The sequence below is a fragment of the Streptomyces sp. NBC_01474 genome (genome assembly GCF_035918215.1).
Lineage (GTDB): Bacteria > Actinomycetota > Actinomycetes > Streptomycetales > Streptomycetaceae > Streptomyces > Streptomyces aureus.
Genome location: NZ_CP109449.1, coordinates 10,207,321 through 10,228,453, shown reverse-complemented (window position 1 = coordinate 10,228,453; position 21,133 = coordinate 10,207,321). Strand labels below are relative to the sequence as shown.

General features: G+C 68.5%; 18 protein-coding genes and 2 pseudogenes. 10 read left to right on the top strand and 10 right to left on the bottom strand.

The annotated features are described in order from the left end of the window. Window positions 1–172: 172 nt before the first annotated feature. Window positions 173–1,432: a group II intron reverse transcriptase/maturase gene (ltrA, locus tag OG758_RS47015; protein WP_326715521.1), complete on the bottom strand. Its 1,260-nt coding sequence runs from the start codon at window positions 1,430–1,432 to the stop codon at window positions 173–175. A gap of 1,059 nt (window positions 1,433–2,491) precedes the next feature. Between ltrA and OG758_RS47010 the strand changes: the two genes are divergently transcribed. Together OG758_RS47010 and OG758_RS47005 are read left to right on the top strand one after the other, a co-directional pair. Further along, window positions 2,492–3,232, top strand: a complete 741-nt coding sequence (locus tag OG758_RS47010) for an SDR family NAD(P)-dependent oxidoreductase (RefSeq protein WP_326715520.1) — start codon at window positions 2,492–2,494, stop codon at window positions 3,230–3,232. 175 nt (window positions 3,233–3,407) lie between these two features. Continuing rightward, window positions 3,408–3,992, top strand: a complete 585-nt coding sequence (locus OG758_RS47005; protein WP_326715519.1) for a Gfo/Idh/MocA family protein — start codon at window positions 3,408–3,410, stop codon at window positions 3,990–3,992. A 45-nt stretch (window positions 3,993–4,037) separates the two neighbouring features. On the opposite strand, the gene OG758_RS47000 is transcribed toward OG758_RS47005, so the two are convergent. Continuing rightward, on the bottom strand, window positions 4,038–4,973 hold the full coding sequence (locus OG758_RS47000; RefSeq protein WP_326715518.1) for a LysR family transcriptional regulator: 936 nt from the start codon (window positions 4,971–4,973) through the stop codon (window positions 4,038–4,040). A 139-nt stretch (window positions 4,974–5,112) separates the two neighbouring features. On the opposite strand from OG758_RS47000, the gene OG758_RS46995 reads away from it, so the two are divergent. Next, the gene (locus OG758_RS46995; RefSeq protein ID WP_326715517.1) at window positions 5,113–6,357 is read left to right on the top strand and encodes an MFS transporter; all 1,245 of its coding nucleotides are present in this window, start codon (window positions 5,113–5,115) and stop codon (window positions 6,355–6,357) included. Between the two features lie 92 nt (window positions 6,358–6,449). After that, entirely contained in the window at window positions 6,450–7,049 is a 600-nt protein-coding gene (locus tag OG758_RS46990) for a cysteine hydrolase family protein (RefSeq protein ID WP_326715516.1), read from the top strand. A gap of 10 nt (window positions 7,050–7,059) precedes the next feature. On the opposite strand, the pseudogene OG758_RS49280 reads toward OG758_RS46990, so the two are convergent. From OG758_RS49280 to OG758_RS46975, 4 genes and pseudogenes are all read right to left on the bottom strand, one after another. Further along, window positions 7,060–7,208: pseudogene (locus tag OG758_RS49280) on the bottom strand (DUF4158 domain-containing protein); the annotation flags it as partial. Between the two features lie 125 nt (window positions 7,209–7,333). Continuing rightward, entirely contained in the window at window positions 7,334–7,855 is a 522-nt protein-coding gene (locus tag OG758_RS46985) for a transposase (RefSeq protein ID WP_326716268.1), read from the bottom strand. A 121-nt stretch (window positions 7,856–7,976) separates the two neighbouring features. Continuing rightward, the gene (locus tag OG758_RS46980) at window positions 7,977–8,624 is read right to left on the bottom strand and encodes a maleylpyruvate isomerase family mycothiol-dependent enzyme (RefSeq protein ID WP_326715515.1); all 648 of its coding nucleotides are present in this window, start codon (window positions 8,622–8,624) and stop codon (window positions 7,977–7,979) included. A 44-nt stretch (window positions 8,625–8,668) separates the two neighbouring features. Further along, window positions 8,669–9,010 (bottom strand): VOC family protein, encoded by a 342-nt coding sequence (locus OG758_RS46975; protein WP_326715514.1) that lies wholly within the window; start codon window positions 9,008–9,010, stop codon window positions 8,669–8,671. A gap of 72 nt (window positions 9,011–9,082) precedes the next feature. On the opposite strand from OG758_RS46975, the gene OG758_RS46970 reads away from it, so the two are divergent. Next, the gene (locus tag OG758_RS46970; protein WP_326715513.1) at window positions 9,083–10,114 is read left to right on the top strand and encodes a sigma-70 family RNA polymerase sigma factor; all 1,032 of its coding nucleotides are present in this window, start codon (window positions 9,083–9,085) and stop codon (window positions 10,112–10,114) included. Between the two features lie 100 nt (window positions 10,115–10,214). On the opposite strand, the gene OG758_RS46965 is transcribed toward OG758_RS46970, so the two are convergent. Next, a complete protein-coding gene (locus OG758_RS46965) occupies window positions 10,215–11,378 on the bottom strand; it encodes a metallophosphoesterase family protein (RefSeq protein ID WP_326715512.1) in 1,164 nt (387 codons plus the stop codon). A gap of 515 nt (window positions 11,379–11,893) precedes the next feature. Further along, window positions 11,894–12,754: an SDR family oxidoreductase gene (locus OG758_RS46960; RefSeq protein ID WP_326715511.1), complete on the bottom strand. Its 861-nt coding sequence runs from the start codon at window positions 12,752–12,754 to the stop codon at window positions 11,894–11,896. An 89-nt stretch (window positions 12,755–12,843) separates the two neighbouring features. Here OG758_RS46960 and OG758_RS46955 point away from each other — a divergent pair, with 89 nt between their 5' ends. From OG758_RS46955 to OG758_RS46940, 4 genes are all read left to right on the top strand, one after another. Then, complete coding sequence (locus OG758_RS46955) at window positions 12,844–13,572, top strand: TetR/AcrR family transcriptional regulator (protein ID WP_326715510.1); 729 nt, start codon at window positions 12,844–12,846, stop codon at window positions 13,570–13,572. A gap of 535 nt (window positions 13,573–14,107) precedes the next feature. Continuing rightward, entirely contained in the window at window positions 14,108–14,761 is a 654-nt protein-coding gene (locus tag OG758_RS46950; RefSeq protein WP_326715509.1) for a response regulator transcription factor, read from the top strand. Next, entirely contained in the window at window positions 14,752–16,020 is a 1,269-nt protein-coding gene (locus tag OG758_RS46945; RefSeq protein ID WP_326715508.1) for a sensor histidine kinase, read from the top strand. The genes OG758_RS46950 and OG758_RS46945 overlap by 10 nt, the downstream gene beginning before the upstream one ends. A 38-nt stretch (window positions 16,021–16,058) precedes the next feature. Beyond that, complete coding sequence (locus OG758_RS46940) at window positions 16,059–17,333, top strand: COG4705 family protein (protein WP_326715507.1); 1,275 nt, start codon at window positions 16,059–16,061, stop codon at window positions 17,331–17,333. A 299-nt stretch (window positions 17,334–17,632) separates the two neighbouring features. Here OG758_RS46940 and OG758_RS46935 read toward each other — a convergent pair. Both OG758_RS46935 and OG758_RS46930 read right to left on the bottom strand, forming a co-directional pair. Continuing rightward, window positions 17,633–18,342: pseudogene (locus OG758_RS46935) on the bottom strand (response regulator transcription factor). A 480-nt stretch (window positions 18,343–18,822) separates the two neighbouring features. After that, on the bottom strand, window positions 18,823–19,866 hold the full coding sequence (locus OG758_RS46930; protein ID WP_326715506.1) for a sodium-dependent transporter: 1,044 nt from the start codon (window positions 19,864–19,866) through the stop codon (window positions 18,823–18,825). Between the two features lie 207 nt (window positions 19,867–20,073). Between OG758_RS46930 and OG758_RS46925 the strand changes: the two genes are divergently transcribed. Continuing rightward, complete coding sequence (locus OG758_RS46925; RefSeq protein WP_326715505.1) at window positions 20,074–20,913, top strand: COG4705 family protein; 840 nt, start codon at window positions 20,074–20,076, stop codon at window positions 20,911–20,913. Window positions 20,914–21,133: the final 220 nt, after the last annotated feature.

Below are 21,133 nucleotides of genomic sequence, written 5' to 3'. Positions count from 1 at the left end.
GGGGAGTTTCCGCGGAGTCGATCCGCGCGTACTACGCGCCAGAGGTGACCTAAGAAAGTAGCGGCACACGCATAAGGTGCTCTGCCGAGTAGCCGAGGGGGATCTCGCCCCTCGGCTCTCACAGAACCGTGCGTAACAGTCGCCCGTTACACGGCTCTTGCCGTTCTGATCATCAAGCCGATACGGCACCCGTGGTCAGGCGCCAGTGCGCGAACATGCGGGGGTATCGCCGGGCGATCTCCTGCATCTTCGCGAGGGCCTTCCGCTTGGCCGCGAGCCGTTTGTACTTCTGGCGGATCCAGCGCACCAGGTAGGCGTTGATGCGCATCACGAAGGGGATCAGCTCCCACGGCCTGAAGCGGCTGTAGTAGTTGAGCCAGCCCGCCACCACAGGGTTGATCCTGCGGGCGAGCTCATGGAAGGAGAGTTCCGAGCGGGTGTGCAGGTGCCAGGACCGCAGCTCCCGCCCCATCTTCGTCAGAGCGTCCCTGCTGATCGCCGGCTCGAAGGACAGGAACAGGTTCCCGTGTCGAGCCCGGTTCTTCCTGGCGCGGAACGTGTACCCGAGGAAGGTGAACGCCGTGTGCTCGTAGGAGCCGCGGCGGCTGCCGTCCTTGCAGTAGACGATCCGGGTCTTGTCCGGGTGTAGCTGCAACCCGACTTCAACCATCCTGTCCGTGAGCGCGGCCAGGACCTGGCGGGCCTGGCGCTCGGTGACGCAGTGCAGCACCGCATCGTCCGCATAGCGTTCGAACCAGATCGACGGGAACTCCCGTGACATCCAGACGTCGAACGCGTAATGCAGGAACAGGTTCGCCAGGACGGGAGACACCGGGGCCCCTTGCGGGGTCCCGCGTTCCCGTTCCAGCAGGGAGCCGTCGGGCATGACGAGCGGGGCGGCAAGCCACCGCCGCACGTACAACTTCACCCAGACGGCGTCGGTGTGCGCCTCCACCGCGTTGACCAGCAGGTCCCAGGGCACGCTGTCGAAGAACTTGGCGATGTCGAACTCCACCACCCAGTCCCGCTTCCAACAACGCTCCCGGCATTTTCCTACCGCGTCCAAAGCGGACCTCCCAGGCCGGTATCCAAAACTGTCCGGATGGAAAACAGGCTCCACCCTTCGCATCAGATGCCGGGCCACCACGGTCTGAGCCACACGGTCAGCGACAGCGGGAATGCCGAGCATTCTCTCACCCCCGCCATGTGGCTTGGGAATCGCCACCGCGCGCACCGGAGGCGGAAAGTACGAGCCCGACGACATCCGGTTCCAGACCTTGTAGAGATTGTTCCTCAGGTCTTTCTCGAAGTCGGCGATACTCTGTCCGTCCACACCGGGTGCACCCTTGTTACCCCTGACTTCCTCCCATGCCTCCTTGACTTCCCACTTCGAAATCTCAAACGGCTTGGTCGATGACTTCAACTGGCCCATCGGACTCCTCCCGGACATTGTCCGGTTGATGCGATCAACTCAGTCACGAACGGCCCGGCTCCTTCGCTCCACGCCTGTTACAGGGGCTTCATCACTACTACGAGCCGGTCCGCCAGCAGGACCCGCGTCGGTACTCGACCCCTTGCAGTGTCTGCTGCTTGGGGCACTCCCTCTCGCCCGCCGCTACGCGGCGGGCGGTATCGGGTCCTGCCTTCTCCTGTTCCATGCGGAAGCCGCAGACCGGACTCACGTCGCCTACATGCCGGACACCACCTGGCCAATAAGCGGGCACCCGCCAGGCTCATCCCGAAGTTCTGGTCACACCCCGGTTTCGATGTCGTCTGTTTTCCTTGCGACACGTCAGCAGCGATTCACTTGCGTTCGTCTTCCCGGTCCCCACCTGACGCCTCTTACGACGCCTTTTCCTCATCGCTCACCACGACGGTCTTCAGCCAACGCAGCATGAGGCGGTTTGAAGCCTCCCCCCGCAGGGCGGCTCCGAAGGGCCAAAACCTTCATCTTCCGCACAGCACCACGTCCAGAAGTTGCCCTACAACCAACTCCCTTTCATGTTCAGGACACAAGACCAGGGAAAACCCATGGGCGGCCCCCTCTGCGGAGGGGGTTTTCCCATGCCTAAGGCCACTCACGTACGCGCCCGGGCAGGACGAGGACGGCGATGGCCGCGAGGACTGACGCACCCTACGGCTGAGCCGGGAAAAGGGTGAGACGGGTGCCGCGGTCCAGCCGGCTGCTGAACGGCGCCACAGTGACTTCACTGATGTGCTCGACCAGTCATTCGCCGTCACCGATCTGGACGCAGCGCACCCGTCGATCTCCACGAGCAGTGCGGCGGGCTCCAGTCGCCTGTGGACGTGATCAGCGAAGGCGAGCTCACCGGCCTCCCAAGACCACGGGGGCCACGGCCCCGGGCTGGACCATGACCAACGATCGGCCCGGCGTGGGTCCGTTCTCGCCACCCATGGATCCATCAGGATCATCAATTACACGAGGAACAACCGACAGCATGTCGTTCCTCTCGGCTTGGAGGAGCTTTCCATGACTGCAGAACTGGACGGATCCACCGCTCTTGTCACCGGCGCCACCGCTGGCATCGGCCGGGCCATTGCCCTTCGCCTGGCAGCGTTGGGGGCCTCGGTTATCGTCCACGGGCGGGACGAGCAGCGAGGTGCTGAGACCGTCAAAGAGATCGCTGCCGCAGGCGGGAAGGCCCGGTTCGTTGCTGCGGATCTGAGTAGCTCTGAAGATGTCCTGCGTCTTGCCGCTGAAGCAGGCGAAGTGGACATTCTGATCAACAATGCCGGTATCTACCGGTTCGCCAGTACGCCGGACACTACCGCCGAGATGTTCGACGCTCACATGGCCGTCAACTCACGCGCGCCGATGCTCCTGGTCGGTGCCCTCGCCCCGGGAATGGCTGCGCGGGGGCGTGGCGCCATCGTGAGTGTGAGTACAGGGGCGGCTACCACGCCGGTGCGGGAGTCGGGCGCTTACGGGGCCTCCAAGGCTGCACTCGAACTTCTCACACGAGTATGGGCTGACGAGTTCGGCGCCCAGGGCGTCCGCGTGAACGCCGTGGCCCCGGGCCCCGTCTATACCCCCGGGACGGAGGAGATGGGAGGTGAATCCCTCCAGGCGATCGGGCGAACCACCGTACTGGGGCGGGTCGCAGACCCTGAAGAAATCGCGGAAGCGGTTCTGTTCCTTGCCTCCTCCCGCGCCAGCTACATCACCGGCGCGATTCTCGAGGCACGCGGCGGACAGCTCGCGATCGGCTGACTCTGGGCTGGACCACGGTGGACATGCCAAACCTGACACCCATGCCCATGATGTCCATGGACTGGTCGGCGCGCCCGACGGGAGAGGCCCCGGTGCTGACCGTGTTGCTCAGACCGTGTCCTCCCTGGCTATGGGCCGTTTTGAGATGAGAGAACAGGTGACCGCGAACGCTGGGGTGTACACGACGTCCACTTCCCCTCATCGGGAGCCGATCCGCATCGGCGTCGTAGGTCTGAGCGCGAGCGGCGGGTGGGCGGCCACCGCCCATGTGCCGGCACTGGCCGAGCTCGATGGATACGAGTTGCGGGCGCTGAGCGCCAGCAGCGCCGAATCCGCGCGTGCGGCCGGCGAGAAGTATGCAGTGCCGCTGGCCTACGGCAGCGTGGAGGAGTTGGCCCGCAGTGAGGAAGTCGATCTCGTGGTGGTGACGGTGAAGGTTCCTCATCACCTGGAACTCATCCGACCCGCGCTGGAAGCGGGAAAGATGGTATTCAGCGAATGGCCGCTCGGTGCCGACCTCGCGCAGGCCGAAGAGCTGGCCGACCTCGCGCACGGCAGGGGTGTGCTCACGGCCGTCGGCCTGCAGGCCCGGTCGGCTCCGCCGCTCCGGTACCTGCGGGACCTGGTCGCCGAGGGCTACGTGGGGCGGGTGCTGTCCCGGCACAAGAAGCCGGAGAACGTCCGCCGCTACTTCAAGCCCTTCCCGGAGGCGATCGCCGAGCTGACCAGCCTGCCCGCCCCCGGCGACGCCCGCCGTTGACCGCCTGCGCGCCGGGCAGGGCTGGCCGCAAGGGCGGGGAGCCGTTCAGCGCGGAGTCACCCAGCCTGGTGCCCAGGTCCCGGCAGCGTCTTGGCCGGCCGTCGTGGCGGCGAGGTGGGCGCGGAGGGCGGCCAGCGCCGGGTGGGGGTTGTCTCGGTGCCACAGGAGCGAGTGCGGGTACACGGGCGTCGGGTCGGTCACCGGGATGCGGCGCAGGCCGTGGCCGGCGGGCCAGACGAGGCGGGTCCGCGCGGTCGTGAGGGTGGCCAGGGCCGGGGTGTCGGCGACGGTATCGAGGAGTGCGTCGGAGCCGAAGTTGGGGCCGGTTGCCTCGATGGTGAGGCCGAACTCGGCGACGAGGTCGTCGTAGTAGGCGGCCCACTCGGTTCCGGGGGCGATGCCGGGCATCCAGATCCGGTGCCCGGTGAGCTGGGCGACGGTCACCGACCGGGCGCCCGCCAGCGCGTGGGCGGGACCGGTGAGGAGCTGGTGCGGCTCGTCGAGCACCCGGACGGACTCGACGTCCTCGGGCAGGGGGTGGCCTGGCATGGCGACGGCGCGGAAGGACGCGTCGATCGCACCGGACCGGATGGCGCCGACGGCCGTCTCGACGTCGAACAGCATCACCACGTCGAGGTCGATCTCCGGGTGCGCCTGGTGGAAGCCGCGCATCAGGGCCGACGGCGCGACGCGCGAAGCGATCACGTCGACACGCAGCGGACGGCGGCCGGGGCGCACGGACGCGCCCGCACGCTCTGCGACGCGCAGCAGCTCGCGTGCGTGAGGCAGAAACGCCTGACCATCGATGGTGAGCTCAGCGCCGCGTGGGGCACGGGTGAACAGCCGCACGCCGAGGGTGCGCTCCAGTGCGGCGATGCGTTTGGAGACGGCCTGCTGGGTGATCGACAGGTCGGCGGCGGCTTTCTGGAACTGGCCCGCTTCCGCGACGGCGACAAAGGTACGTACTGCTTCGAGGTCCACACGACTCACCTTAGTGAACAACTACTGGTTGTGGATTGTCGACGGGTCAGTTGTTTGACCTGCTGTTGTCCTTCCCGCTTACTTCTCATTGGTCAACGTCAGTTTGTTCAGATGGGATTTCAAGGGGAGTGCGCTGAGCATGGTGGGCAGGAGACGGCTGGGCCGGCAGTTCGGCTGGCTGTGGGCGTCATATGCGGTGAGCGCGTACGGGTCCGGGCTGGGGTTCGGGGCGTTGCCGCTGATCGCCGTGCTGGTGTTGCATGCCGGTCCCGCTGAGGTGTCCGCGCTGTCCGCGATGGGGCCCGCGGCGGGTGCGCTGATCGCGCTGCCGCTCGCGCCGTGGGTGGAGTTCCGGCGCAAGCGCCCGGTCATGATCATGATGGACCTGGCCCGGTTTGCGGCCATGGCGACGGTCCCCGTCGCCTACGCCTTCGGATGGCTCAGTTTCGTCCAACTGCTCGTGGTCTCGGCCGTGGCCTCCGCAGCCAAGATCGCCTTCAACGCGGCCAGCGGCGCCTACCTCAAGACCCTCGTGCGGCCGGAGGACCTGCTCGTCGCCAACGCGCGGTTCGAGTCCACGAACTGGAGCTCCATCGCGGTGGGGCCACCGCTGGGCGGGGCGGCGATCGGCCTGTTCGGGCCGGTCACCACCGTGGTGGCCGACGCGCTCAGCTACCTGCTCTCCGCGCTGGGCATCACCGCGATCCGCGGCCAGGAAGAAGCCTCGCAGGCGGCCGACAAGAGCCCGGTCCGGGCGGGCGCACTGCTCGACGGCTGGCGACACATCATGGGCCACCCCGGTCTGCGGGCGCTCTACCTCAACCAAATGCTCGTCGCCGGTCTGATCATGGCCACCGAACCGCTGCTGGCCGTGCTGCTCCTTCGTCAGCTCGGGTTCCCACCCTGGCAGTACGCCCTCGCCTTCGCCGCCCCCTGTCTCGGCGGACTCATCGGCTCCCGGCTGGCCCGTCGTGTCGTGGCCCGGTTCGGCCGGCACTGGGTCTTCCGGACCGTCGGCACCCTGCGCGCCATCTGGCTGATCGGCCTGGCCTTTGTCCGTCCCGGCGTCGTCGGCCTCGTCACCGTGATGGCCGTCGAGCTGGCAATCATCATCAACATGAGCCTGTACAGCCCGGTGCTCGCCACCTACCGGCTCGAACACACCCCCAAGCATCTCGTATCCCGCACCCTGTCGGCCTGGTCGATCGGCCAACAGGCATCCATCGCCATCCTCACCGCGCTCGCGGGGCTGCTCGCCGACGTCACCAGCCCACGCACCGCTCTCACGGTCGCAGGACTGCTCATCCTGACCACACCACTCCTGCTTCCCATACAGGACCAGACGTCGCAGCACGAGCCGGAACTGTCCCGCAGCCACTCATGAAGCACCACAACTTCCCACCCGCAGGCCGCGGCCAGTCCGCCGATGCGCGTCCGCGTCGACCTGGCACACCACCAGTTAAGGAGAACACTCGCGTGAGCACCGCCCCCACGCTTGACCCCACCCACACCGCGCTTCTCGTCATGGACTACCAGCCTGCAATCCTGGCCTCTGTGCCCGAAGGTGAGGACCGCAACGCCCTGCTCGGTCGCATGGAAGGGGCCATCGCCGACGTACGCGCAAACGGCGGCACCATCGCCTACGTACGCGTCGGCTTCACGGATGCCGACTGGGATGCGATCCCGGCCTCCAACAAGTCCTTCGCCCCGCTGGCCCAACACCGCCTCATGCACCACGAGGACTCTGCCGCTGCCATCCACGAGCGCCTGGCTCCCCAGGATGGCGACATCATCGTGCGCAAGATCCGCTACGGCGGCATGTCCACCACCGACCTCGACCAGCAGCTCCGCGAGCGTGGCATCACCACTCTGGTCGTCTCCGGCTTCAGCACCAGCGGCGCCGTCCTGTCCACCGTCACCGACGCGGCCGACCGCGACTACCAGCTCTACGTCCTGTCCGACGGCGTCGCCGACCCAGACACGGAAGTCCACAACGTCCTGCTCCACCATGTCTTTCCCTCACGGGCCCACATCATCGACACCGCTGAGCTGCACACCCTGCTCCGGGCTGACTGACTCGAACCAGGAGCCGGTTGTGCGAACGCCGCTTGGCGTGCACTTTCTCCAGATCCGAGTCATCCAGGAAAAGTACCGCTCCAGCTCCGCACGTGACGGCGCTCCATTGAACGCCGCGTACTGGGCTGCCTGTTGATCCGACAGAAACTCGACCGCCACCAGGTCCTCCGAAGATCGAAAACAGTGACCCACGAAGGCTGCGCCGCACGATCAGCAGGTCAAAGCGCCATTGGGGGCCGTGAGGGCTTAGCTTGACTCTGTCGGGGATCTTGGAACCGCCGAGGTCAACTGCCCAGGGTTCGCCAGGACTTCGGCCGGGGTATCTCGCGCTGGTCGAGGTAGTTCTGGAAGGCAGTCGGTCGGCGGGGTGTGAGGGCTTCTTCGGTTGCTGGCAGTCCGCTAAGGCGTTCGATGTTGACGGCGATGGCCGTCAGGACGTGCTGAATGTGGGCTTTTCCCTGTCCGCGGTAGCGGCAGCGTCGCATGCCGTATCCGTGGGCGAACTCGTTGACCGTGCCATCCACTCCGGAGCGGACCGCGAAGCGGGTCTTCCACTCGGGTGTCTGTTGCTCGGTGCGGACGCGAAGTTGCAGGTCGCGGAGTTCTCGTGGGGGAAAGCCCACGGTGCGGGTGCTTTCGCGGGAGGTGGTGCACTGGGTGCGGGCCGGGCAGGGCTGGCCCTGGCTTTTGGTGAACCTGGCCACGATCAGCGGGGCCGCAGTGGGTGAGGATGTCGGGTAGGGGCCGTGCCAGCCCTGGCTGACCTGGCCCTGGGGACAGGTGACCTGCTGGCGGTCGTAGTCGATGTGGAAGTCGCCCCGGGCGAAGCCCTCGTCCCGGCGGTGTTGCCGGGTGGGGTCGTCGGATCAGGATGCCGCCGCCCCGGACGGGGCGGCGGCATTGAGCTTCACACCTTGTTACAGGGTGTCATGCCCGTGGTTGTGCCTGGCGCTCGCGAAGGATGGCAACGCCGTCTCCATCGAGCGCATCGAGGTAGGACGCGCGACCGGCCATCGCCATGATCAGGGCCAGGGTCGTGCCGGACACGCGTGGCCCCTCGCCGGTGGTGAAGGGGCTGTCGGTGGCGGTCAGGCGCAGTTCGCGGATGCGGGTCTTGGTGAAGACGGGCAGATCGGTGCGCTGGTAGTAGTCGGCCAGGGTGGTCAATGTGCGGACGGGGTAGTCGCGTTCGATGCCGAGCGGCCGGCGGATGTCCTCGCCGTGCACGATGGTCTCGCCGAGCATGGCCACGGTCGAGGGGATCGGCTTCGTCGTGCGGGTGGCCACTCGGCTAAACCGGTCGAGCGTCTCGGCCGGGGTGGCGCCCAGCTGTTCGGCCAGCCGCATGGCGACCTGCTTGTCGAAGTCGAAGCGGCAGCGGATCACGCCCGCCATCCACCGCACCGGGTTGAGGCCGGCCGCCGAGGTCAGGTGCGCGAGCACCTCACGAGTGGTGAGCCCCTCGCACAGCGACGGGGTGGCCCACTGATGGTCGGTCAGCTGCGCGAGGTCGGCGGCCAGGGCGGTCCGCTCGGTGTGGATCAGTGGCCAGGTTCCGGTGGCGGATGTCGTCATGGGGGTGATGCTCCTGTGCGGTGGTCGGGCGGGCAGGGGACCGGTCAGCGGCTGATTAGGCCGACGTGGTTGCCGTCGAGATCGGTGAAGACGGCTATGCGGCTGGCGGGCGTGTCGGTCGGCGAGAGGATTCGGGTGGCGCCGAGCCGCTCGGCGCGGGCGAGCGCGGCAGCGACGTCGTCGACCGGGAAGTAAGCGACGAGCCCGGTGTACGGGCTGTCCGGGCCCGCCTGCCCGACCCCGCCGGTCGGTCGGCCGTCCTCGTCGCCGACCAGGGCGTAGGTGTCGTCCATCACGTGGACCGGCCAGCCGAACAGCTCCTGGTAGAAGCGGCGGGCGCGCAGCGCGTCGGGAGTGGAGATGTCGAACCAGGCGGCACTGCTCATCGGGGTCTCCTCGGGGTGTCGGAAACGATCGGTCGAAGAGGTGACTCCCGGAGTGGGGCAGAATCGTCCCTCGTGGGCGAGGAAATTTCGGCGGGATCCGCGACGGGCGACCTGGCCAGGGCGCGCAAGGGGGACGACGCCGCGTTCACCCGCCTGGTGGCGCCGCTGCGCCGGGAGCTGCACGCGCACTGCTACCGGATGCTCGGGTCGACCCACGACGCGGACGATGCACTGCAGGAGGCGCTGCTGCGGGCCTGGCGGGGCCTGGACCGCTTCGAGGGGCGTAGTTCACTGCGCGCCTGGCTGTACACCGTGGCCACCCGCACCTGCCTGGACGCCGTCGACCGGCGCGGCAGGCGGGCGATGCCCATCGACCTCGGCCCGGCCAGCGACCACGCGGTGGTCGACGCCACCCCGCTGACCGAGGTCGCCTGGCTGGGCCCCTACCCCGACGCGGGCCTGCCCGCCGGACCGGCCGGACCGGCCGCGCGGTACGAGCAGCGTGAGGCCGTCGAACTCGCCTTCGTCGCGGCGATGCAGCACCTGTCAGGCAACCAGCGGGCCGCGCTGCTCCTGTTCGACGTGCTCGGCTTCTCCGCCGCCGAGATCGCCACCATGATGGACACGTCCACCACCTCGGTGAACTCCGCCCTGGCCCGCGCCCGTCGGCTGCTCGCCGAGCGGGTCCCGGCGCGCTCGCAGCAGCAGACCCTGCGCAAGCTCGGCGACGCCCGGGTCCGCGAGACCGTCACCGCCTTCGCCACCGCCCTGGAAAGCGGCGACGCCGACGCCCTGGTCGCCCTGCTCACCGAGGACGTCGCCTGGTCGATGCCGCCGCTGGCCCAGTGGTACCGGGGCCGGGCCGCCGTCATGGACTTCGCCGTTGAGGTCCCGCTCACCCGCTGCCCGAGCTGGCGCTACCACCTCACTTCGGCGAACGGCCAACCGGCAGTGGCCTTCTACGTGGGCGCGAGCCGGTCGGCCCCGCACCTCGCGTGGTCGATCACGGTGCTGACCCTGCGCGGCGAGCTCGTCGAAGGCCTCACCTCGTTCCTGGGCGCGGAGCACGTGCAGCGGTTCGGGCTGCAGACGGAGTGGGCTTGAGCCAGCGTTAGCCCCCGAGGCCCCCAGGGTGTGGCTACGGCCGGGACCATTGACCATGCTGTCGCACCGCGAAACTCCAAGATCCCCGACAGAGTCAAGCTTAGTGGCAGGTGCCGCTGCCGGAGTCTTTGTACTGCAGTGCCGTGGAGTCGAAGCCTGGGCCGGGCAGGACGGGCTTGTAGTCCCAGCTGTAGCTGTGGGACTTGAGGGTGAGCTTCATGACGCCGAAGGCGCTGGCCTGGGCTGTGACCACGTTGGGGTTGTCGTAGTTGCCCGGCGTGCCGGCGAGGGTGTCGATGGCCTCGCCGCCAGAACCGACGATGAACTCCGGGATGCCGCGGCTCGGGTCGTACTGGCCGGCCGGGTTCATCGAGCGCAGCCGGGCGTACGCGTGCTCGTGACCGTTGAGGATGAGCGTGGCGTGGCGCTGGTATAGGAGTTTCCACCACGCATCGGTCGCTGCACCCTCGGTGCCGCCGGCACCCGGCGCGGACGCGGCCACCGTAGCGGTCGAGGCGGTCGTGGCGCTGAAGGTCGCCTGGTGCCAGTACGCGATCGTGCACGGACGCTTGTTGGCGGCCAGGTCCTGCGAGAGCCACTGGGTCTCTCGGCCGAGGAGGCCGTTGTCCGTCGTGGAGCAGTCGTGCTTGAACGCGTCGGAGTCGCATTCAGCATTGAGCGAGATGATGTGCCAGTTGCCGAGGTTGTAGGAGTACCACCCCTGGTTGTCGTCGGTGTCGTCGCCGGCCTGGCCCTGGGTGACCGGCGTGCCGGCCTGGTCGTGGCCGTTGAAGTAGCCGAAGTATCCAACACCGTTCTGCCCGGCCTCGTTGTCGCCCTTCTTGGCGTACGGGTAGTACTCGTGGTTGCCCGGCGCCGGACGCTCGAGCATCTTCAGTCCGCCCCAGGCCTGCTCGAAGGACTTCTCGAAGTCGGTCAGCTTGCCGACCTGGTACTGCTCGTCGCCCAGCAGCGCCACAGCATCGGGGTGCATGTCCGTGGCCTGCTTCGCGGTGGCGAACTCGGCGCTCATGCCGCCCAGAGTGGGGCTGCCGCACTTGAGCGACGTCGGGGTGGTGGCGTTCTCGTCGTCGTCGGGCTCACAGGCGATGTCTCCCACAGCCGCCAGGGTGTACGACGCCGCGCTGTGCTGGGCGTAGGGCCAGTGGTTGTCGCTGTGGTTCGCGGCGGCGACGGCGGTGCCGGTGGCCGCGAGGACGGCCAGGCCGGCAGCTGCGGCGGAGATCTTGGTGGCGCGTCTCATGTGCGGTGTCCTTCGACGGGTGGCGTGGCCAACGCACGTTATGCAGTCGATCTATCAATTGCCACAAACACGTCCTGACGGCTCGGTGAACTCCTTCCGAGGCTGGGCAGTTGCGTCATCTGCTGAGACATGAGGCACGACTGGCCGTGGGTACGGGGGGTCTGCTGCACGATCGGCTGACATCTTGAACTGGCTTGCCCTGTGGGGCGGGTGGGAAGGGGCCTTGACCCACGGCCCCGTCCCACACCCATCTGGGCATGCCCACCCTCGGAGCCGAGTCGAAGGACCGCGCGCCTCGCGCTGAGGTACAGGCTCTTACGGTGTCCGAGCTGGTGGCGTGACCTGTGAGGATGGATGAGTGAGCGGCTGCCGCGGGCGGCCAGCAGGAGAACGAGGGAGCAGTCAGGGTGTCGCAGCAGGGACCGCAGAGCCTGGTCGAGCGGATGGAACACCACCAGGTCGCGGTCCACCTGGGCGGCGAGACTGGCCGGGGCCGTTTGCGGGCCCCACTGGATCTATGCGGCCCAGGCGTGCTCCAGCTGGGTGCGGAAGGTGATGGGCTCTCGCCCGATCAGCTCGGCCAGCGTCGAGTCGACGGCGGTGAACTCGCCATTGCGCGCCGCGGTGAAGATGCTCAGTATCAGGTCGGCGATCGGGGCCGGGGTGCCGTGCGCCAGGGCCTGCTCGCGGAAGGCGTCGTCGGTGACGACCGTGCGAGTGAATGGCCGTCCGGTGGTCTGGGACGCGATCTCGGCGATGGTGTCGAAGTCGAGGGCTGCCGGGCCGGTGAGCGGCGGGGTGGGCCCCTCGAAGCGGCCCTCCTCGGTGAGGATCACCGCGGTGGCGTCGGCGAGGTCGTCATGGCCGGTCCAGGCGACGGGGCCGTCGGTGGGGAGGGCGATGTCGCCGGTGTGGCGGGCGGACTCCAGGAACTGCAGGGCGCTGAAGGTGTAGAAGCCGTTGCGCAGTGCGGTCCAGGGCAGGCCGGTGGCGCGCAGCAGGTCCTCGGTCTGGGCATGGTCGCGGCATGCCTGGAAGCGGGCGTCGTGGGCGGCGCCCATCTGGCTGGTGTAGAGGATGCGGCCGACGCCGGCCCGCACAGCGGCGTCGATGGCGGTGCGATGGCCGCTGACGCACTCCTCGCCCGTGCGGTCGAGGGAGACGAGAAGCAGTTGCTCGGCACCTTCGAAGGCATGCACGAGCGAGTCGGGGTCGTCGAAGCTGCCCTGCCGGACACGGACGCCTCGGTCGGCGAGGTCCTGGGCCTTGCGGGGATCGCGGACGCTGACGCCGACGCAGTCGGCGGGGACGCGCTCGAGGAGGCGCTCGACAGTGCGGCGGCCGAGCTTTCCGGTGGCTCCGGTCACGATGATCATTGGATTCTCCCGACACTTGTTTCCAGTGGAATCACTTCGACGGTAACACCGTAATATCGGTGGAATCAAATTTTTGATATCATCGATTCATGACTGCGCGCGACACCACCGACAGCCCTCGTCACCGCATCGTCGAGGCGGCCGTCGAGCTGCTGGAGAACGGCGGCCCGGACGCGGTGAGCACCCGCGCGGTCGCCGCCGCGGCCGGAATGCAGCCGCCGGCGATCTACCGACTCTTCGGCGACAAGGAGGGGCTCCTGGAAGCCGTCGCCGAGCACGGCTACGCGCAGTTCCTGGAGAGCAAGCGCGCGCAGCTCGACCCCGAGCCGCAGGGTGCGGTGGAGGACCTGCGCCGCGGCTGGGACACGGTGGTCGAGTTCGGTATCTCCCGCCCCGAGCTGTTCGCGGTGATGAACCGGGCCACCGGCCGGGGCGCGGACATGGCGCACCGCGCGGGCCTGGAAATCCTCCACGGCCGGGTGCGCCGTCTGGCGGCCGGGGGATGGCTGCGGGTCGACGAGGAACTGGCAGCCCAGATCATCCAGGCCACCGGCCGCGGCGCGGTCACCACCTGGCACTCCACCCCGGCAGAACGCCGCAATCCGGCGCTGCTGACCGCCCTCCGCGAGGCCATGGTCTCCGCCACCACCCGCGTCGAACCAACACTGCCCGCCGAGGAGACCGGCGCCGCTGCGGCAGCCCGCGCGCTGCGCGCCGCCCTGCCCGACGACGCCGACGTCCTGAGCGACGCCGAGCAGCACCTGCTGCGCGAGTGGCTCACCCGCTTGGCGGAGGACGGTGGCGCACAACATGACTGATTGCGCGTCAGGCACCCTCGTACGGGTTGCGCTCCCGCGCGGGGATCGTGCGGTGAGCGACGTTCACCGAGATAGGACAGTGGGCAACCGCACGGCTTCAGCTGGGCTTCTCCTTGTCCATGACACGCCGCCAACCTTGATCACGTCTCCGCCGCCCACTGTTAACAACGCTCGTGGCTAATACAGGGGTGTATTGCCCTGAAGCGTTGTTTGCGCGGCTGATGGGGGGCTTGCCTGCGAGCGCGGTGTGGCATCGGTGGTGGTTGTAGGTGTGGAGAAAGGGCGGGTGCCTCATCGGAGGAACCGGATCTGCGGGTAGCGGGGTCGGCGAGTCCGCGGCGGGTCGCGGCTGGACAGATGCCGCGGTGGCTATCGGGACGGAGCCCCCCGTTGCTGCGGTGCTCGGCCGGTCGCGCCGGACAGTCGCGGCTTCATGGCAGGGCAGGGGCGTGCGACACCATCGGACTGCTCCCGATCGTCAGGCGGCTGACCAGGGCAGATGGAGAACTGGAACGAGAGTATCTAGGGTCAGCACGTGGCTTTCATCATGGTGTGCGAAGACGACGCGGCGGTCCGCGGCGTCCTCAAGCGTGCCCTGGAGTACGACGGCCACACCGTTACCGTCGCCGCCACGGCCGAGAGCCTGCTGCGGCAGCTCGTACCGGCGCCCCAGCTGGTCGTACTGGATCTCGGGCTGCCGGACGCCGACGGCCGCGACGTCTGCCTGGCCCTGCGGGCTCGCGGCGTCGACGTGCCGGTGTTGATGCTCACCGCCTTGGACGGCCTCCATCACAAGGTGGGCGGTTTCGAGGCCGGCGCCGACGACTACATGACCAAACCCTTCGACGTCCCGGAACTGCTGGTCCGCGTCCGGGCGCTGCTGCGCCGGGCCACCGTGGCGCCCGCACCATGCGAGGTCGTCCTCGATCCTGCGAAGCACGTGGTGACCTACGATTCGGTGAACATGAGCCTGACCCCGACCGAGTTCCGGCTCTTGGGCCGCCTGATCGCCTCGCAGGGCGACGCGGTACGCCGCCACGCCCTCATCGCTGCCGGCTGGCCGCACGGGGCGCAGGTCAGCGACAACACCCTCGACTCCTATGTGCGCCGGCTGCGGACCAAGCTCGGTCCGCTGGGTGTGGCCGAGCGTCTGGCGACCGTCCGCGGCGTGGGCTACCGATGGCAGTGACGGGATTCCGTAAGCGGGTCGTCGCACTCACCGTGCTGATCGCCACCGCCGTGGTCGCGATCCTGGTCGTGGTCTCGCACGTGCTGCTGAGCCGGGTGACGGACGCCGACGCGCACGACCTGGCACATGCCCGTGCCGAGGCGGTCGCGGCAAACGTCACCGCCAAGGGCGGCCGGGTCGTGCTCATGGAGAACGGCAGCGAGGCACAGGACGAGGTCGCCTGGGTGTACGCCGACGGCCGCCTGCTCGACGGGAACGTGCCGCCGAGCCTGGTCGATCGCGTCGAGGAGCTGGCGGCCTCGGGACGATCGCAGACCGCGTCGGTCGGCGATTACCTCCTGTACGCGCGAGAGGTCCCCGTCGACGGCCACCACGTCGTGGTGATCGTCCGGGTGGACCTCACGCCCTACGAGACATCCGAACAGCGCAGCCTGACCTTGTCCCTGATACTGGGCGGCCTCACGATCCTCCTCGCCGGCGGCGTCGCACACCTCGTGGTGCACCGCGCGCTGCGGGTCGTGCACGAGATGGCCGCCCTCGCCGACGACTGGGGCCATCACGAACCCGGGCGCCGCTTCAACCTCGGAGTGCCCCGCGACGAGTTCGGGGAACTGGGACAGACCCTGGACCGCCTCCTGGAGCGCGTCGACAACGCGCTGGCGGACGAGCGCCGGCTCACCGATGAGATCGCCCACGAGCTGCGGACACCGCTCACGGTGCTGCGGGGCGAGGCGCAGCTGGCGCAGCTGGCCGGCGAGCCGGTGGCGCCTGAGGCGGTCTTGAGCGAGGTCGAGCGCCTCGATACGGCGATCACGACGCTTCTGCGTGCCGCGCGCGCACGGACGGACGAGGGGACCCGGTGTGATCTGCGCTCCGCCGCGCGGCAGGCAATCGCCGGCCGCGCGGTCGAGGTCGCCTACTTCTCGAAGATCGAGGTGGCCGTGGCGCCCGACGTCGCGGTGTCACTGCTGTCGCCCCTGCTGGAGAACGGCCTGCGGCATGCGCGGTCGCGTGTGTGGATCACCGCGCGCAACCAGGGCGAGGCGATCGTGGTCGATGTCCTGGACGACGGCCCCGGATTCGATCCCGCGGACGTCGACCGGGTCTTCGAGGCGGGTGTGACCGGCGGCGACGGATACGGGCTCGGGCTGCCGGTGGTCCGGCGCATCGCCGCCTCGGCCGGTGTGGAGGTCCGCGCGATCGCGGACGGCCTCGGTCACGTCGAGGTGACGCTCCCAGCCGCGCGTGCGGTCACGTAGTCAGGTTGCTTGCAGGTTCCCCGCGTAAACCTCCCTGCATGACAACGACAACGGAAGCACGCACGCGCAGCGGGCGCCTCATGCTCAACAAGGTCCCCGAGGTCACCATCTGGTTCTGGGTGATCAAGATCCTGTGCACCACCGTGGGCGAGAGCTTCGCCGACTGGATCAACATGAAGCTGGGCGTCGGCCTGGTGAACACGGCCTGGATCTTCACCGCGGTGTTCGTGGTCGTCCTGGTCGTGCAGTTGCGGCTGAAGCGGTACGTCCCGTTTCCCTACTGGCTGACCGTGGTCGTCGTCAGTGTCACGGGCACCCTGTACACCGACATCCTCACCGACCAGCTCAACGTGCCGCTGTGGATCAGCTCCGCCGTGTTCTCGGTCCTGCTCGCCGTGGTCTTCGGCACCTGGTGGCTGCGCGAGCGCACGCTGTCGATCCACTCCGTCACCACGCTGCCACGGGAGTCGTTCTACTGGCTCGCCGTTCTCGTCACCTTCGCGCTCGGCACCGCGACCGGCGACTGGACGCTGGAACTGACCGGCTGGAGCCCGGGCGCATCGGTGCTGCTGCCGCTCGGTCTCATCGCGGCGATCACGGCCCTGTGGCGGTTCGGTGCGAACCCGGTGCTGTCCTTCTGGTTCGCCTACATCCTGACCCGCCCGCTGGGCGCGAACATCGGTGACTGGCTCGCCTCCCCCAAGGTCGCCCAGAGCCCGGGCGAACCGACCGGTCTCGCGCTGGGCACGTTCACCACCAGCCTGATCTTCCTCGGCCTCATCCTGGCGACGGTCGTCTACCTGACTGTGACGCGCTCGGACGTGGCCGAGACCTACGAGGCGGCCCACGCCGCCCACGCCACCGGCGACCCGCGCAAGGAGCGCGTCGCGCTGGCCGGCTTCGGACTGCTCGCCGTCGCCACCGCGGGCCTGCTGGTCTGGGCCCACGCCCAGCCACACGTCGGCCCGGCGCCGGAAGAAGACAACACCTCCGCCGTCCAGATGGCTCCCGGCGAGGCAGTGAAGCAGTTCCCGCCCGCCAAGGTCGCCGCACTGAAGGCCCTCGCCTCCACCTCACTCAAGGACGCCCGCTCGGGGAACGCGACCGGCGCGCACGCGGAGGCACAGTCGCTGCGTGACCTGTGGGACGCCGACCAGGCCTCGCTGCAGCCGCTGGATCAGACCGGCTGGACATCCATCGACGCCCAGATGGACAAAGTGCTCAAGACCTTCGGCATCGACCACTCGAACCCGCCGATGTCTCCTGCGCAGCAGGAAAAGGAACTGAACGCTCTCCTGACGGACATGGGCTGACAGACCACCCAGCGCCCCGTCGGCCCAACCGGCCGACGGGCTCAGTGTGCCGGGCTGCGCCGAAACCCGCGCCGTCTCGGCACACCCCGTCGAGCCCCGGACCGCGCGGGCCGGGCCCGCCTGTGGCAGCCCGGGCATGTCCGCAGACCCCAGAGCGGAGCCATGGCCCATACTCACCGTCAGTCGTAATGGCGGCGAATGCGCCTGAAGCCGGTGACCACTCAGAACCGGGCCCTGCACGCCTGACTGCGCTGGCGCAACACCGAGGCCCGCCACCCCGACGTGGCGGAGGAGTTCGGTCAGGCTGCAGCATCTGCGCAGGGCCCGGTGGGGGGCACCACCCCTGCGGGGGCGCGCAGCCGGTAGCCCGCGCCACGGACCGTCTCCAGATGCGAGTGCTCGTCCGGCCCGTCGACCTTGCGCCGCAGATAGGCCACGTATTGGTCGACGACGTTGGACACCCCGTCGCAGGGAAAGTCCCACACGTGTTCCAAGATCCGGGTCCGGGTCGGCACGTCACCCGGGTGCCGCATGAACAGCTCCAGCAACGCGAACTCCTTCGGCGACAGCTGGACCTCGGTCTCCCCGCGCCACACCCGCCGGGTCCATGCGCAGATCGCCCACGGTGACAAGCGCAGGCCTCGGGGGGGCGCCGCGGCGGACGAGCGCCCGAAGCCGGGCGAACAGTTCGGAGAAGCTGAACGGTTTCGCCAGATAGTCGTCGGCACCGGCGTCCAAGCCCTGTACTCGTTCACCGACCGAGCCCAGCGCGGTGAACGACGAGAACAGGGGTCCAACGGCCGTCGGCCCGGAGGCGCCGGCAGACCTCGAATCCGTGGAACCCCGGCAGCATTACGTCCAGAACGATCAGGTCGTAGACCACCTCTCTGGCCTGCCAGACGGCGTCCGGCCCATCCGCGGCCACGTCGACGGCGTATCCCTCCTCCGTCAGTCCGCGCCGCAGCAGCTCCGCCGTGCGGACCTCGTCCTCGACCACCAGCACCCGCATGTCGCCACGGTAGGAGCATCACGGACGCACCACACGTCGTAGGACACCGCCCCGACGTGGACAACAAGTTGAGGGCTCTGCTCGCGGTCCGTCATGCTCTTCGGCAAGGCGCTACGAGGGGAAGGTCTGATTAGCGCGATGCCCTGACCTGACAGTCTGCCTCCGGCGCCCGACGAGCGGTATACAGCACCGGCACCGCCCCGCCCAGCCGTCACGAGTTCGGTGCAGGTGCGGTGGACTAAGCTGCGATGGCCGACTCGCGCGGCCAGGGGCTGAGGGCGGTGTTTCAGCGGGATCCTCCCGGGCCTGAAGGCCCGGGGATTTAGGGCCGGGTCAAGTTGACTGCGGTGCGAGTGGCCCTCATGGCTCACCCGTTTTGAGTTGGCCTGTGCTGCCGAAGGCGACGTGCCTCATCGCGGTCGGGTGTCGAAACATGGGGATTCTGGCTGCTCTTCTGCGGAATCACCGCATGACGGCTCGTCAGCGCGCGCAGAGCGGCGGGAGCGGACCGACGGAACGTCCGGGCTCCCGGCGCACGACTCGGTTCGCCGCCGTCTTTTGCAGCAGCCCGTATGCGAGGACCGGCAGGAGCAAGTGCGGTCTGTCGGGCAGCGTGGTGGTGATCAGGACGGCGCTCGCACTGCTGTTGTTCATGCCACAGGCGAGAGTGAGTGATGACGCCGCGGAGGCATCCAGCCTCAGCAGGCGCGCGGCGCCGCGGCCGACCGCGAACGACAGCACGCAGACCAGTGTCGCCACGGCCATCGCGGCGGCGAGCAGCAGCGGACGGGGGTGGGACAGGAAGGACCCCAGGGCGCCGCTGGCGTTGATGTAGGTCAGGACGAGCGAGCCGGCCAGGGCGACCGGTGCGACGACGCCGAGTACGCGACCTAGCCACGGCGCGGGCACTGCCAGGCGGCACAGAATGCCAGCCGCACATGGCAGGACCACGCCTACCAGGGCGAATCCGCTGTGGGTGGTGTGCGCGACCTGGGCGAGCGTGCCCGCGTAGCCTCCGCTGAGCAGCGGCAGCAGGACGCTGATGATCAGCGGGATGGTGAGCGGGCTGAGGAGGGTGGAGGCGAGAACGAGTCCCACCATGGTCGGTTGGTCACCGTCGCCCTTGCCGGTCCATACGGTGGCTCCGGCGGCTACGGGCATGGCCACGATGAGGATCATCGCGGTGACCAGGCCGCTGCCGCCGTCGGTGTCGGGGGTTTGGCGCAGCAGAAACGCGACGGCGGGGATGGCTAGCAAAGGGATCGCCAGGTGCAGGACGAGCCCGGCCAACAGGGCGATCGGGCGTCGCAGCAGGGTACCCAGGGCGCGTATGGGCACCTGTAGTCCGGCCGAGAAGAGCACCAGGGAGAGCAGGAGCGGTGCGGTGACCACGGGCAGGTTGCCAGCCTCGCCGAGCGGCAGCGAGTGGGCCTGGCGCAGCCACAGCCCGGGTCCGGGCAGGAGCAGGGCGGCGGCGTAGGCCAGGACGACCGCGCGGCCGAGCCGGTCTCGCAGCCAGCTCATTGTCCGCTCAGTCGGCGGTTGGACGGCAGTTCGGGTACTCAAGGCGGCCTTCCTCCGTCACAGGGGCAGGGCGGGAAAGGAACCCCGGTATGCGGAGGCGCAGGAAGTTGTTCATGGGCTCATGCTGCGGGTGCGCGACGAGCGGTGCACCCTGTGCCGCGCGGCACTCAGGATGCATTCAGGTGTCCGGTGGCACAGTCGCTGTTCATGACCTATGAAACGTCTGAGACATCCGCGAGCCCCGAGGCGGGCGGGCCTGCTGCTCCGGCGCGCCACCGGATGCGCTGGAACAAGGTGCCCGAGATCACCGTCTACTTCTGGGTCATCAAGGTGCTGTGCACGACGGTCGGGGAAACCGCGGCCGATCTACTGAACGAGAAGGCGGGCCTCGGCCTGACCGGTGTGTCGGTGCTGATGAGCGCGCTGCTGGCCATGGTGCTGGTCGTGCAGTTCCGCACCAGCACGTACCGGCCGGGCGTGTACTGGCTCGCCGTGGCCCTGATCAGCGTCGTCGGCACCCTGATCAGCGACAACCTCACCGACAACATGGGCGTGCCGTTGGAGACGAGTACGACGGTGTTCGCGATCGTTCTCGCGGTCGTCTTCGTGGTCTGGTACCGCCGGGAGCGGACACTGTCCATCCACCACATCGACACCACGAGCCGTGAGTCGTACTACTGGCTCGCGGTGCTGTTCACCTTCGCCCTCGGCACAGCCGCTGGTGACCTTGTCTCCGAGCGCATGGACCTCGGCTACTGGCTGTCCGCTGTCCTGTTCGCCGCCACCATCGCCGCGGTGGCCATCGCCCATTTCGCGCTGGGCCTGGACGCGGTGTGGAGCTTCTGGATTGCCTACATCCTCACCCGTCCGCTCGGCGCCTCGATCGGCGACTACCTCTCCCAGCCGACCGGAGACGGCGGCCTGGGCCTGGGCACCGTGATCACGAGCGCGCTGTTCCTGGCGGTCATCCTCGGCCTGGTCGTGTACCTGGGCGTGACGCGCAAGGACGTCGCCGATCCGGAGAGTGCCGCCCGACACACGGCCTGACCTGCCGAACGGTCGGCATTCAGGAAGCTTGCAGGCACCGCCGGACTCGGCCACACGGGCCGCGGCCGTGCCGACTACCCTCCTGGTGATCGTGCTGATCGACTGGCGGGCGACCGGGCAGACCATGGACGTGGAACGGATAGCCACTATCCAGGCTGAGAGCGCCACATGCAGGACGTCATCGCCGATATCAGCCTGTTCCGGCCCGGTCCGGTCCAGT

Coding starts and splice junctions, on each gene's coding strand:
- ltrA (WP_326715521.1), bottom strand. CDS start 1,432: ATGGGCCAGTTGAAGTCATCGACCAAGCCGTTTGAGATTTCGAAGTGG.
- OG758_RS47010 (WP_326715520.1), top strand. CDS start 2,492: ATGACTGCAGAACTGGACGGATCCACCGCTCTTGTCACCGGCGCCACC.
- OG758_RS46995 (WP_326715517.1), top strand. CDS start 5,113: ATGGTGGGCAGGAGACGGCTGGGCCGGCAGTTCGGCTGGCTGTGGGCG.
- OG758_RS46980 (WP_326715515.1), bottom strand. CDS start 8,624: ATGACGACATCCGCCACCGGAACCTGGCCACTGATCCACACCGAGCGG.
- OG758_RS46975 (WP_326715514.1), bottom strand. CDS start 9,010: ATGAGCAGTGCCGCCTGGTTCGACATCTCCACTCCCGACGCGCTGCGC.
- OG758_RS46965 (WP_326715512.1), bottom strand. CDS start 11,378: ATGAGACGCGCCACCAAGATCTCCGCCGCAGCTGCCGGCCTGGCCGTC.
- OG758_RS46960 (WP_326715511.1), bottom strand. CDS start 12,754: ATGATCATCGTGACCGGAGCCACCGGAAAGCTCGGCCGCCGCACTGTC.
- OG758_RS46955 (WP_326715510.1), top strand. CDS start 12,844: ATGACTGCGCGCGACACCACCGACAGCCCTCGTCACCGCATCGTCGAG.
- OG758_RS46945 (WP_326715508.1), top strand. CDS start 14,752: ATGGCAGTGACGGGATTCCGTAAGCGGGTCGTCGCACTCACCGTGCTG.
- OG758_RS46940 (WP_326715507.1), top strand. CDS start 16,059: ATGACAACGACAACGGAAGCACGCACGCGCAGCGGGCGCCTCATGCTC.
- OG758_RS46930 (WP_326715506.1), bottom strand. CDS start 19,866: ATGAGCTGGCTGCGAGACCGGCTCGGCCGCGCGGTCGTCCTGGCCTAC.
- OG758_RS46925 (WP_326715505.1), top strand. CDS start 20,074: ATGACCTATGAAACGTCTGAGACATCCGCGAGCCCCGAGGCGGGCGGG.